Origin of the sequence: Pseudomonas sp. SK3(2021) (assembly GCF_016772375.1) — a bacterium.
Classification (GTDB): domain Bacteria; phylum Pseudomonadota; class Gammaproteobacteria; order Pseudomonadales; family Pseudomonadaceae; genus Aquipseudomonas; species Aquipseudomonas chlororaphis_I.
Genome location: NZ_CP061943.1, coordinates 6,351,677 through 6,364,161 on the forward strand (window position 1 = coordinate 6,351,677; position 12,485 = coordinate 6,364,161).

The window sequence follows — 12,485 nt, forward strand, 5'->3', positions numbered from 1 at the left end:
GAAGGCAGGGCTCGCGCCCTGCGATCCGAATTAGAGCGCGGCGTCTTTCGCCGCCGGTGCCGCCGGAGCGCGGTGGTAGGCCAGCCAGATCAGGAACAGGCCGCCGACGATCATCGGCAGGCACAGCACCTGGCCCATGGTCAGCCAGTTCCACGCCAGATAACCCAGTTGCGCATCCGGGACCCGGACGAACTCGACGATAAAACGGAAAATACCGTAAAACAGGGCGAACATCCCGGAAACCGCCATGGTTGGGCGAGGTTTGCGCGAGAACAGCCAGAGGATGAGGAACAGCGCCACACCTTCCAGGGCGAACTGGTACAGCTGCGAAGGATGGCGCGGCAGCTGGGCCGGGTCGCTGAACGGCGGGAAGATCATCGCCCACGGCAGGTCGGTCGGCTTGCCCCACAGCTCGGCGTTGATGAAGTTGCCGATGCGCCCGGCGCCCAGGCCGATCGGCACCATCGGCGCGACGAAGTCCATCAGCTGGAAGAACGACTTGTTGTTGCGTTGGCCGAACCACAAGGCCGCCAGCATCACCCCGATAAAACCGCCGTGGAACGACATGCCACCTTTCCAGACCTCGAAGATCAGCGTCGGGTTGGCCAGGTAGGCACTCAGGTCGTAGAACAGCACATACCCCAGGCGCCCGCCGACAATGACCCCCATCGACATCCAGAACACCATGTCGGAGAGCTTTTCCTTGGTCCAGGTCGGGTCGAAGCGGTTCAACCGGCGCGACGCCAGCAGCCAGGCGCCACCGATGCCGATCAGGTACATCAGGCCGTACCAGTGAATTTTCAGCGGGCCGATGGCCAGGGCCACCGGGTCGATCTGCGGGTAAGGCAGCATTGCGACTCCTCGTTAGAGTGAAACTCGATTTGCGCCGCGACCATGTCACGCGCGGATTAAGCCAGGATTGCGAAACCTGTCAGAGCAGGAACGTCAGGCCGACCACAAACAGCAGGCCGGCGAACAGCCGCTTCAACAGGCGCGGCGACAGCCGATGGGCCAGCCGCGCGCCGAACCGGGCAAAGACCATGCTGGTCAGGGCGATGCCCAGCAGCGCCGGCAGATACACAAAACCCAGACTATGAGCCGGCAGCAGCGGATCATGCCAGCCCAGAATCATGAAACTTATTGCACTGGCGACGGCAATCGGCAAACCGCAGGCCGAGGACGTGGCCACCGCCTGCTGCATCGGCACGCTGCGCCAGGTCAGGAACGGCACGGTCAGCGAGCCGCCGCCGATGCCGAAAATCGCCGAAGCCCAGCCGATCACACTGCCGGCTAGGGTCAGCCCGAGCTTGCCGGGAACATCGCGGCTGGCCTTGGGCCGCAGGTCCAGGGTCATCTGCAGGGCGACCACCAGGGCGAAGACGCCGATGATTTTCTGCAGGTTCGGCCCGGAGATCGCTTCGGCCGTCAGCGCCCCGACCCCGGCGCCGAGCAGGATGCCCAGGGTCATCCAGGCAAAGATCGGCCAACGCACCGCGCCCTTGCGCTGGTGTTCGCGAACCGCGTTGACCGAGGTGAAGATGATGGTCGCCAGCGACGTACCGACCGCCAGGTGGGTCAGGATCGACGGATCGAAACCTTGCAGGGTGAAGCTGAACACCAGCACGGGAACGATGATGATGCCGCCACCCACGCCAAACAGGCCGGCCAATATGCCCGCGCAGGCCCCCAGCAGCAGATAGAGCAGAAATTCCATGGAGGCATCCCGAAAAGAGAGCGGCATGGTAACGGATGCATGGCCCTTGGCTCCACTGGATGGCGATGGATACCCAGTCGATCTGTGCGTAGAGTGGGCAAAAAACACAAAAGGGACGACCTGATGTGCTTGATCGTATTCGCCTGGCGGCCAGGCCACACCCTGCCCCTGATCGTCGCGGCCAACCGTGACGAGTTCTACGCCCGCCCCAGCCTGCCGCTGGCGCAATGGCCCGAAGCTCCCGATATCTACGCCGGGCGCGACCTGGAGGCAGGCGGTACCTGGCTCGGCCTCGGCGCCGACGGCCGCTTCGCCGCCCTGACCAATATCCGCAACCCCCACCAGCCCCCCGCGCGCCGCTCCCGAGGCGAACTGGTGGCGCGTTTTCTCAGCAGCAAGATATCGATAGACGACTATTTCAACGACGTTGTCGGCCGATCCCAGGAATATGCCGGTTTCAACCTGCTGGTGGGTACGCCTGACCAGCTCTGGCACTACAACGCCCAGGCCCGGGAGCCGCAGCGACTGGGCACTGGCGTGTACGGTCTGTCGAATGCCGGGCTCGACACGCCCTGGCCCAAGCTGCTCAAGGCCAAGGCGGCGCTGCAGGAAGTACTGCACGACCCGCAGCCCCAGGCTCTGCTCGCCCTGCTCAGCGATGCGCAGACCGCGCCGTTTGCCGACCTTCCCGATACCGGGGTCGGCCTGGCCACCGAGAGCCTGCTGTCGAGCGTGTTTATCGCCAGCCCCAGTTATGGCACGCGGGCCAGCACGGCGCTGATCGTCCGGGCCGATGGTTCCAGGCACATAGTCGAGCGCAGCTTCGGGCCCTATGGCGGACATCTGGGGGAAGTGGAACTGAGGGTTTAGCGGCGTCTGAAAGTACGTTATCGCGAGCCAGCTCGCTCCTACAGGGTTTGGCGGCGTCTCTGTAGAAGCGAGCTGGCTCGCGATAACTCTTAAAGGGTCTTGGCCGACGCCGGATTGATCATCCGCGCCAGGCCCAGGTTCTTCAGCGCCAGTTGCAGCGAGCTGTGGATAACTTGCGGGTTGTCGATGGTCATCAACTCGGCCAGCAGTTCCTTGGCCTTGCTGAGATTGATCTGACGCAGCATCCACTTCACTTTCGGCAGGTTGGTGGCGTTCATCGACAGGCTGTCGAAGCCCATCGCCATCAGCAGCACCGCTGCCGCCGGGTCGCCGGCCATCTCGCCGCAGATACTCACCGGCTTGCCTTCGGCATGGGCGTCGCGCACTACGGTCTGCAAGGCTTGCAGCACCGCCGGATGCAGGTAGTCGTAGAGATCCGCCACCCGTGGGTTGTTGCGGTCCACGGCCAGCAGGTACTGGGTCAGGTCGTTGGAGCCAACCGACAGGAAGTCCACCTGGCGCGCCAGTTCCTTGGTCTGGTACACCGCGGCCGGGATCTCGATCATCACCCCGATCGGCGGCATCGGCACGTCGGTGCCTTCGTCGCGCACTTCGCCCCAGGCGCGATGGATCAGGTGCAGTGCTTCTTCCAGCTCATGGGTGCCGGAAATCATCGGCAGGAGAATGCGCAGGTTGTCCAGGCCTTCGCTGGCCTTGAGCATGGCGCGGGTCTGGACGAGGAAAATCTCGGGATGGTCGAGGGTGACGCGAATGCCGCGCCAGCCGAGGAAGGGGTTGTCTTCCTTGATCGGGAAATACGACAGTGACTTGTCGCCGCCGATGTCCAGGCTGCGCATCGTCACCGGTTGCGGGTGGAAGGCCGCGAGTTGCTCGCGATAGATCGCCAGCTGCTCCTTTTCGCTCGGGAAACGTTGGTTGATCATGAACGGCACTTCGGTGCGGTACAGACCCACGCCCTCGGCGCCACGCTTCTGCGCCCGCGCCACGTCCGCCAGCAGGCCGGTGTTGACCCACAGCGGCATGCGGTGGCCATCCAGCGTCACGCACGGCTGGTCGCGCAGCGCATCCAGGCCCTGGGCCAGTTGCCGTTCTTCCTCGACCACATCGGCGAACTGCTTGCGCAGCACGTCGCTGGGGTTGGTATAGACCTCGCCGTGGTAGCCGTCGACGATCATCTGGATGCCGTCGACTTTCGAGTACGGCAGGTCGACCAGGCCCATCACCGTCGGAATGCCCATGGCCCGGGCCAGGATCGCCACGTGAGAGTTGCCCGAACCCAATACCGAGACCAGGCCGACCAGCTTGCCTTCCGGCACCTCGCCGAGCATGGCCGGCGTCAATTCTTCGCTGACCAGGATGGTGTTGTCGGGGTAGACCAGGGTTTGCTGGCGCTCTTCCTGCAGGTAGGCCAGCAGGCGCCGCCCCAGGTCCTTGACGTCCGACGCCCGCTCGCGCAGGTAGGCATCGTCCATCAGTTCGAAACGGTTGACGTGATCGGTGACCACCTGGCGCAACGCGCCCTGGGCCCACTGGCCGGTCTTGATCACGCTGGTCACTTCGCTGCCCAGGGAGGCATCGTCGAGCATCATCAGGTAGACGTCGAACAGCGCCCGCTCTTCGGGGCGCAGCTGGGTGGCGAGTTTTTCCGAGAGGGTGCGCATGTCGGCACGCACGCCTTCGATGGCGGTCTTGAACAACGCCAGCTCGGCGTCGATGTCGGTAATGCTCTTGTCAGGCACCACGTCCAGGTCGGCCGGCGGCAGCATGACCACCGCGGTACCGACCGCCGCGCCGGGCGAACCGGGCACGCCGATGAACTTGGCTTCCTGGATGCCCTTGCCCTGGCGCCCCAGGCCACGGATCGAGCCGGTGGCTTCGGCATGGGCGATAACCCCCGCCAGCTGGGCGCTCATGGTCACCAGGAAGGCTTCTTCGCCCTCGTCGAACTGGCGACGCTCCTTTTGCTGGATGACCAGAACGCCGACGACCCGGCGGTGGTGAATGATCGGCGCGCCAAGGAAGGAGGCATAACGCTCCTCGCCGGTTTCGGCGAAGTAGCGGTAACGCGGGTGATCGGCGGCGTTTTCGAGGTTCAGCGGTTCTTCGCGCGTACCGACCAGGCCGACCAGACCTTCGTTGGGTGCCATGCTGACCTTGCCGATCGAGCGCTTGTTCAAGCCCTCGGTGGCCATCAGGACAAAACGGTTGGTCTCCGGATCCAGCAGATAGACCGAGCAGACCTGGCTGCCCATGGCCTCTTTGACGCGCAACACAATAATCCCCAACGCCGCCTTGAGATCCTTGGCGGAGTTAACTTCCTGGACGATCTTGCGCAGCGTATTGAGCATGGCTCGGGGTCGAACTCCGTCGTCAGTCGCGCGCTAGAAGGCGCGGGGCAAGCTCTTTGAGAGCGCGGCGATAAACCTCGCGCTTGAATGTCACCACCTGGCCCAACGGATACCAATAACTGACCCAGCGCCAGCCATCGAATTCCGGTTTACCGGTCAAATCCATCCGCACCCGCTGCTCGTTGGAGATCAGGCGCAGGAGAAACCATTTCTGTTTCTGGCCGATGCACAGCGGTTGGCTGTGGGTACGGACCAGGCGTTGCGGCAAACGATAGCGCAACCAGCCCCGGGTGCAGGCGAGAATTTGCACATCTTCGCGTTCCAGGCCTACTTCTTCGTTCAACTCGCGGTAAAGAGCGTCTTCCGGCGTCTCTTCGGGGTTGATTCCCCCTTGCGGAAACTGCCAGGCATCTTGATTGATACGGCGAGCCCATAGCACCTGGCCGGCATCATTCGTCAGAATGATCCCGACATTGGGGCGGAAACCATCGGGGTCGATCACGGCAACAACCTCGCAAACGCATGTCGCCGCATTGTTCCACAAAGGTTGTGAAAGCAGCAACGAGGCGTCCTACCTTATGTGCACTCTTGTGAAAAGACCGTATTCTGGTTGCCTTTTTTCAGACTTATCAGCGAGTAACCGTGATGCGCCTGGCTTTATTCGACTTGGACAACACCCTTCTGGGCGGCGACAGTGACCACGCCTGGGGCGATTACCTGTGCGAACGAGGCTTCCTCGACGCCGTCACCTACAAGGCCCGTAACGACGAGTTCTACCAGGACTACCTGGCCGGCAAGCTCGACCAGGCCGCGTACCTGAACTTCTGCCTGGAGGTTCTCGGCCGCACCGAGATGGACGTGCTCGACCAATGGCACCGCGACTACATGCGCGACTGCATCGAGCCGCTGATGCTGCCCAAGGCTGTACAATTGCTGGCCAAGCACAAGACCGCCGGCGATAAGCTGGTGATCATCACCGCCACCAACCGCTTCGTCACCGCGCCGATCGCCGAACGCCTGGGCGTGGAAACCCTGATCGCCACCGAGTGCGAGATGTTGGACGGCCGCTACACCGGGCGCAGCACCGATGTCCCGTGCTTTCGCGAAGGCAAGGTCACCCGCCTGGCGCGCTGGCTCGAGGAAACCGGCCACAGCCTGGAAGACAGCTACTTCTATAGCGATTCGATGAATGACTTGCCGCTGCTGGATCTGGTGGCGAACCCGATCGCCGTGGACCCGGACCCGAACCTGCGGGCCCTGGCCCAGCAGCGTGGCTGGCCGGTGATCAGCCTGCGCGATTGAGGACGCTTCGCGAGCAAGCCCGCTCCTACGCCAATCCCTGCAGGAGCGAGCTGGTTCGCGATAACCCTCTAAAAGCCGATCAGACCGGCTTGGCGCCCATCAACCCGGCAATGGCGAAGAAACACACGAAGCTGAACACCGCCAGCGCCAGGGTGAACTTCGGACTGCCCACACCCGAGGCGATCCGCAGCCGATTGAGCCGCGCCAGCAGCCAGAAACAGCTCAGGGCCCCCAGGGTGTAGATCAGGCTGGAGGCCAGGATCCAGGTCTGCCCCAGCGACCAGCCCATCAGGTGCACCAGCCACCAGCCGCTGAACGGCAGGCTGGCCAGGCAGATCACCAGCAACAGCCAGACGAACACCAGCGGCCGGCGCAACAGCCGGCTGTAGATGCTCGCGTCACCCTTGCTACGAGCGCGCCAGACCCAGATCGCCAGCCCCAGCGCGCTGCCCAGCAGCAGCACGGTGGCCAGGATATGGACGGTTTTGAGGACGGTCAGCGTTTCCATGTAATCGACTCCTTGAGGCCTTGGCCTTGCCCACCAGCGTAGCCGTTCAGCCGAGGAACAGCTGATACGCCGGGTTATCACTCTCGTCCCAGTACGGGTACCCGATCTGCGCCAGCGCTGCCGGCACCAGGTGGCGTTCGCTCGCCGGCACTTGCAGGCCGGCGACCACCCGGCCATCGGCCGCGCCATGGTTGCGGTAGTGGAACATCGAGATGTTCCAGCGCCCGCCGAGCTTGTTGAGGAAGTTGAACAGCGCGCCCGGGCGTTCCGGGAACTCGAAGCGAAACACCACTTCGTCGCTGACCCGCGCGGCATGCCCGCCGACCATATGACGGATATGCAGCTTGGCCAGTTCGTTGTCGGTCAGGTCGATCACCGGGAAGCCCTGTTCGGACAGGCTGGCGATCAGCGCGCTGCGCGGATCGTTTTCCGGGTGGGTCTGCACGCCAACGAAGATGTGCGCTTCGCTGCCGGTGTTGTAGCGGTAGTTGAACTCGGTGATCTGGCGCTTACCGATGGCTTCGCAGAACGCCTTGAAGCTGCCCGGCCGCTCGGGAATGGTCACGGCGATGATGGCTTCGCGGCCCTCGCCCAGTTCGGCGCGTTCGGCGACATGGCGCAGGCGGTCGAAGTTGATGTTGGCACCGGAGTCGATGGCCACCAGGGTCTGCCCGCTGACGCCACGCTGCTCGACGTATTTCTTGATCCCGGCCACGCCCAGGGCGCCAGCCGGTTCGGTGATGGAGCGGGTGTCGTCGTAGATGTCCTTGATCGCCGCGCAGATCTCGTCGGTGCTGACGGTAATCACTTCATCCACGTAATCCTTGCAGATGTCGAAGGTGTGCTGGCCGATCTGCGCCACCGCGACGCCGTCGGCGAAGATGCCCACGGTCGGCAGCACCACGCGCTCGCCGGCGGCCATGGCCGCTTGCAGGCAGTTGGAGTCGTCCGGCTCGACGCCGATGATCTTGATTTCCGGCCGCAGGTATTTGACGTAGGCCGCGATCCCGGCGATCAGGCCGCCACCGCCGACCGGCACGAAGATCGCGTCCAGGCGCCCCGGATGCTGGCGCAGGATTTCCATCGCCACGGTGCCCTGCCCGGCGATGGTGTGCGGATCGTCGTACGGGTGGATATAGACGTAGCCTTTTTCGTCCACCAGCTTCAGCGAGTAGGCCAGGGCTTCCGGAAAGGAATCGCCATGCAGCACCACTTTGCCGCCGCGCGAGCGCACGCCTTCGACCTTGATCTCCGGGGTGGTCTTGGGCATCACGATGGTCGCCTTCACCCCCAGCACCTTGGCCGCCAGGGCCAGGCCCTGGGCATGGTTGCCAGCCGAGGCGGTGACCACGCCCCGGGCGCGCTCCGCGTCGCTGAGCTGGGTCAGCTTGTTGTAGGCGCCGCGAATCTTGAACGAGAACACCGGCTGCAAGTCTTCGCGCTTGAGCCAGATCTGATTGCCCAGCCGCTCGGAGAGCTGGCGGGCAGTCTGCAACGGGGTTTCTACGGCAACGTCGTAAACGCGCGAGGTGAGGATCTTTTTGACGTACTGTTCGAGCATCGGAAAGCATCACTGAGCGGGTTGGGCAGGGCCAGCGAGTCTAACCCAGCGTTTGCCCGGGCGACCACACGAATCCTGAGGTTTCAAGATCTCTGTAACCGCTGCCGGAGGCTGCGCACTCTCGTCCGTCACGATCTGACGGTCGATCGCAGCCTTCGGCAGCGGCTACCAAAAGCGGTTCGCCAAACGGGCAATGACCTGCTCAGGACACCGGCCTATAATGCCGGCCTTTCCGTTCCCCCTTGCCCGCTTCCGGAGCCCGCATGACCCAGGATCAACTCAAACAGGCCGTGGCCCAGGCTGCCGTCGACCTCATCCTCCCGAAACTCGATGACAAGAGCATCGTCGGGGTCGGCACCGGCTCCACCGCCAACTGCTTCATCGACGCCCTGGCCCAGCACAAGGCCGCCTTCGACGGAGCGGTCGCCAGCTCCGAAGCCACCGCGGCGCGCCTCAAGGGCCACGGCATTCCGGTGTACGAACTGAACACCGTCAGCGACCTGGAGTTCTACATCGACGGCGCCGACGAAAGCGACGAGCACCTGAACCTGATCAAGGGCGGCGGCGCGGCCCTGACCCGCGAGAAGATCGTCGCGGCCGTGGCCAAGACTTTCATCTGCATCGCCGACGCCAGCAAGCTGGTGCCGGTGCTGGGCGCCTTCCCGCTGCCAGTGGAAGTGATCCCGATGGCCCGCAGCCACGTGGCCCGCGAGCTGGTGAAGCTCGGTGGCGACCCGGTCTACCGGGAAGGCGTGATCACCGACAACGGCAACATCATCCTCGATGTGCACAACATGCAGATCACCAACCCGGTGGAGCTGGAAGCGCAGATCAATGCGATTGTCGGCGTGGTCACCAACGGCCTGTTCGCCGCCCGTCCGGCCGACGTACTGCTGCTGGGCACCCGCGAAGGCGTGAAGACCCTCACCGCCTGATGCAGCCGATTTCGCCCCTGCCGCAATGGCAGGGGCGAATGCCCTCGGTTCCTACCCGATCCGCCCCTCCCGCAGCAACTTCCTCCATACCGCTACTTTTCGCCGCATTTAGCCGCAGAAATATCCAGATTCGCGCACCAGGTCTCAGTGCGGCCCACGACTTCCGGTATCAAATCCGTTACAAATTACCGCCAGGCGACGTTCGGTTTAAGCAATGCGCCAATCCAGGGTCGCCCAGGGAAAGAGGCGCGCATTGTGCAGCAGCCCCCGTTTTTCACCCCTCAAGGAAGATCATCGTGCTCAAACCCCTCACGCTTGCTGTCAGTCTTGCCAGCGTCCTGCTGTCCACCCAGGCCTTTGCCTATGAATATGGCGAACATGCGGCTACCACCCTCGACAAACTGATCAACGACTACCCGGGCCGCTACCGTGGCACCGCCAACTTCGCCGGAGCCGCCGACTGGATGCAGAGCCAGATGGGCAGCGCCTACGACATCAGCCGCCAGGACTTTTCCTGGACTGCCGGTGGCAATAGCCGCCGCTCGCAAAACGTGGTGGCCTACGCCGCCGGGACCAAGCCGCAGTACGTGGTGGTCGGCGCGCACTTCGATACCTATTTCGGCCGCCCGACCCTGCAAGGCCTGGACGACAACGGCTCCGGCGCCAGCGTCCTGACCGAGATCGCCCGCAACCTCGGCGGGCTGCAGCTGGAAAACGGCTTGCAGGTGGTCGGCTTCGGCGCCGAGGAAGAGGGCCTGCGCGGCTCCAGGGCGTTCGTCGACGCCCTCAGCGCCAGCCAGCGCGCCAACATGCTGGCCATGATCAACCTCGACAGCCTGATCACCGGCGACATGATGTATGCCCACGCCGGCCAGAACAGCACCGCCAACCCGGCCCTGGCCTCGTTGCGCGAACACACCCTGCAGATCGCCAGGGAACTGCAGATCAATCTGTTCACCAACCCCGGCCTCGACCCGGCATACCCCGCGGGCACTGGCTGCTGCAGCGACGGCGAGGCCTTCGAAGGGCTGAACATCCCGATTCTCTACATCGAGGCTACGAATTGGGAAATCGGCGACCTGGACGGCTACACCCAGACCACCAACCCGGCCATCCCTGGCGGCTCCACCTGGCACGATCCCGCCGAGGACAATAAGGCGGTGCTGACCAACGCCTTCGGCCAGGAACGCATCGACCAGCGCCTGCGCGATTACTCGCGCCTGCTCAGCCGCCTGGTCCTGGAGCTGACCAACGCCGACCTGCTGGCCTCCACCGCTTCCGGCGGCGCCGTGGCGCGCAACCAGCAGGATCATCTGCAGCGCCAGCATCAGGCCATGGTCCGGCTGCATGACCGGCGCTGGCTGACCTTGCAGGCGATGGGTCGGGAAGTCGGCAGTTTCGATGGCGAGATCGGCATCGACGGCGAATACAGCCCCGACAGCGGTTTCGACAGCGCGCCGAACCCCGAGGCGCGTCGGCTGGGGGTGCATGCCCTGGGCGACTACCAGCTCAATTCGAGCCTGAACGTCGGCGCCAGCCTCAGCTACCAGAACGGTCGCGACAAGCTCGAGCATCGCGGCAAGCTCGACAGCGATACCTGGCAGGCGGCGGTCTACGCCTTGCTCAATGACGGCGGCCCGCAATGGCTGGCCGGCGACCTGAGCGTCGGCCGCACCCGCTTCGAATCCAAGCGCAACCTGGTGATCCAGGCCAACGGCGGCCCGGTGCTGCTGAACCAGAAACTGACGGGCGATACCGATGCCCTGACCCTGGGCGCCCGCGTGCTCGGTGGTTACGACCTGGATTTCGGCGCGATCAAGAGCGGCCCCTTCGCCGGCCTCGATTACACCCACTACCGCATCGACCGCTTCCACGAGAAACAGGACCTGCGCACGGCGCTGAGTTATGAGGAACAGTCATTCGATTCGCTGGAAGCCAGCCTCGGCTGGCGCGTTCGCGGCGCCGTCGCCCTGCCCTACGGCATGAGCCTGCTGCCTTATGGCGACCTGGCCTGGGTCAAGGAGTTGGGGGATGGCCGCCTGGACGACCTGGACCTGACCAGCCGCGCCGATGGTCAAGTGCGCGTGGCTCGCCTGGGTGGTGTGGACAAGAGCTTCGGCCGCGCCCAGCTCGGCAGCCAGTTGGCGATTACGCCACAGCTGGGGCTGTACGCCGAGGTCAACGGCCGGATCGGTCATGCCGAAGGCAGCCAGACCGGCTACTCCCTCGGCGTGCAGTGGCAGTTCTAAGGGGTTACTGGGCCGGCTTCTTGAAGACGTAGAACAGGTTCGGCTCGCTGACCAGGTACAAGGTGCCGTCGTCGTCCATGGCAATGCCTTCGGCCTGCGGCACCGTGGCCTGCAACCCCTGCCGCCCCTTGCGCAGCGACAGGGTGCTCAGGGGGCGGCCATCCACATCCAGCTCCAGCACCAGCCATGACTCATCCGACAGCGCCAGCAGATGCCCGGTGCGCTCGTCGTATTGCAGGCTGGACAGGTCACGCACGAACAACCCGGCATCGCGCTTGGGGTTGTTGACCACATGTACCGCGTAGGACTTCTCCGGGTCGTAATGCGGGAAACCCTTGACCTCGTAGATCAGCATCGGGTCGCGCTCCTTGGCGACGAACAGGCGCTTGCCCACCGAATCGTAGGCCAGGCCCTCGAAACCCTTGTTGCCGCTCATGTGCACACCCAGGGTCATCTGCTCGGCGTCCGCCGCGTCGAGGAACACCGTGTCCTCCTCCAGATGAATCTTGATCAGCCGCTGCTGGCGCTCGTCGGTGATCACGTAGGTGTCGGCGCTGATGAACTCGACCGCTTCCGGGTCGCCAAAACCGGTCAGGGCGATGCGCCGCAGGATGCGCCCGTCGAGCGACAGCTCGATCAGCTCGGCATTCTTGTTGGTCACGGTGAACAGGCTTTTGCGCACCGGGTCGTAGGTCAGCGCCGAGACGTCATCCAGGCCTTCGATCTTTTGCGCCTCGAGGGTCACCCGATAGCCATCCAGGCCAATGGCATCGGTATTGACCGGCTGCGACATGACCCGCCAGTTGAACCACAGGCGCTCGAAGTAGCGGTGCTGCTGCCCGGCAATGCCCAGCAGCACCAGCACGATAAAACACAGGAGGAGGAACAGCGGTTTGGGATAGGCGAGTCGACGCATGCTGGCAAGCTCAAATACAAATCAGGCGGATGAAATATCACAGCCGGATGAATTTAAGCTT

At 63.9% G+C, this 12,485-nt stretch carries 11 protein-coding genes; 4 read left to right on the top strand and 7 right to left on the bottom strand.

Going from position 1 to position 12,485, the window contains the following annotated elements; translation table 11 throughout:
- Nucleotides 1-30: 30 nt before the first annotated feature.
- Both lgt and IF690_RS28300 read right to left on the bottom strand, forming a co-directional pair.
- Nucleotides 31-852 carry a prolipoprotein diacylglyceryl transferase gene (gene lgt / locus IF690_RS28295; RefSeq protein WP_202698282.1) on the bottom strand — a complete coding sequence of 274 codons (822 nt, stop codon included), beginning with the start codon at nt 850-852 and terminating at the stop codon, nt 31-33.
- A gap of 79 nt (nt 853-931) precedes the next feature.
- Nucleotides 932-1,714, bottom strand: a complete 783-nt coding sequence (locus IF690_RS28300; protein WP_202698283.1) for a sulfite exporter TauE/SafE family protein — start codon at nt 1,712-1,714, stop codon at nt 932-934.
- Between the two features lie 123 nt (nt 1,715-1,837).
- Between IF690_RS28300 and IF690_RS28305 the strand changes: the two genes are divergently transcribed.
- Nucleotides 1,838-2,584, top strand: coding sequence for an NRDE family protein (locus IF690_RS28305; RefSeq protein ID WP_202698284.1), 747 nt, complete (start codon nt 1,838-1,840; stop codon nt 2,582-2,584).
- A gap of 89 nt (nt 2,585-2,673) precedes the next feature.
- Here the strand turns inward: IF690_RS28305 and ptsP are convergent, their stop codons facing one another.
- Nucleotides 2,674-4,953, bottom strand: coding sequence for a phosphoenolpyruvate--protein phosphotransferase (ptsP, locus tag IF690_RS28310; RefSeq protein WP_202698285.1), 2,280 nt, complete (start codon nt 4,951-4,953; stop codon nt 2,674-2,676).
- 22 nt (nt 4,954-4,975) lie between these two features.
- Nucleotides 4,976-5,455, bottom strand: coding sequence for an RNA pyrophosphohydrolase (locus IF690_RS28315; RefSeq protein WP_007927344.1), 480 nt, complete (start codon nt 5,453-5,455; stop codon nt 4,976-4,978).
- Nucleotides 5,456-5,598: 143 nt separating this feature from the next.
- Here IF690_RS28315 and IF690_RS28320 point away from each other — a divergent pair, with 143 nt between their 5' ends.
- Nucleotides 5,599-6,255, top strand: coding sequence for a histidinol-phosphatase (locus IF690_RS28320; protein WP_202698286.1), 657 nt, complete (start codon nt 5,599-5,601; stop codon nt 6,253-6,255).
- 79 nt (nt 6,256-6,334) lie between these two features.
- Here IF690_RS28320 and IF690_RS28325 read toward each other — a convergent pair whose 3' ends face one another.
- Together IF690_RS28325 and ilvA are read right to left on the bottom strand one after the other, a co-directional pair.
- Nucleotides 6,335-6,763 (bottom strand): DUF2269 family protein, encoded by a 429-nt coding sequence (locus tag IF690_RS28325; RefSeq protein ID WP_202698287.1) that lies wholly within the window; start codon nt 6,761-6,763, stop codon nt 6,335-6,337.
- Between the two features lie 46 nt (nt 6,764-6,809).
- Nucleotides 6,810-8,324 carry a threonine ammonia-lyase, biosynthetic gene (gene ilvA / locus IF690_RS28330; RefSeq protein ID WP_202698288.1) on the bottom strand — a complete coding sequence of 505 codons (1,515 nt, stop codon included), beginning with the start codon at nt 8,322-8,324 and terminating at the stop codon, nt 6,810-6,812.
- A gap of 263 nt (nt 8,325-8,587) precedes the next feature.
- On the opposite strand from ilvA, the gene rpiA reads away from it, so the two are divergent.
- Both rpiA and IF690_RS28340 read left to right on the top strand, forming a co-directional pair.
- Nucleotides 8,588-9,259 carry a ribose-5-phosphate isomerase RpiA gene (rpiA, locus tag IF690_RS28335; protein ID WP_023967944.1) on the top strand — a complete coding sequence of 224 codons (672 nt, stop codon included), beginning with the start codon at nt 8,588-8,590 and terminating at the stop codon, nt 9,257-9,259.
- 296 nt (nt 9,260-9,555) lie between these two features.
- A complete protein-coding gene (locus IF690_RS28340; protein WP_202698289.1) occupies nt 9,556-11,508 on the top strand; it encodes an autotransporter domain-containing protein in 1,953 nt (650 codons plus the stop codon).
- Nucleotides 11,509-11,512: 4 nt separating this feature from the next.
- Here IF690_RS28340 and IF690_RS28345 read toward each other — a convergent pair whose 3' ends face one another.
- Nucleotides 11,513-12,424, bottom strand: coding sequence for an SdiA-regulated domain-containing protein (locus IF690_RS28345; protein ID WP_202698290.1), 912 nt, complete (start codon nt 12,422-12,424; stop codon nt 11,513-11,515).
- Nucleotides 12,425-12,485: the final 61 nt, after the last annotated feature.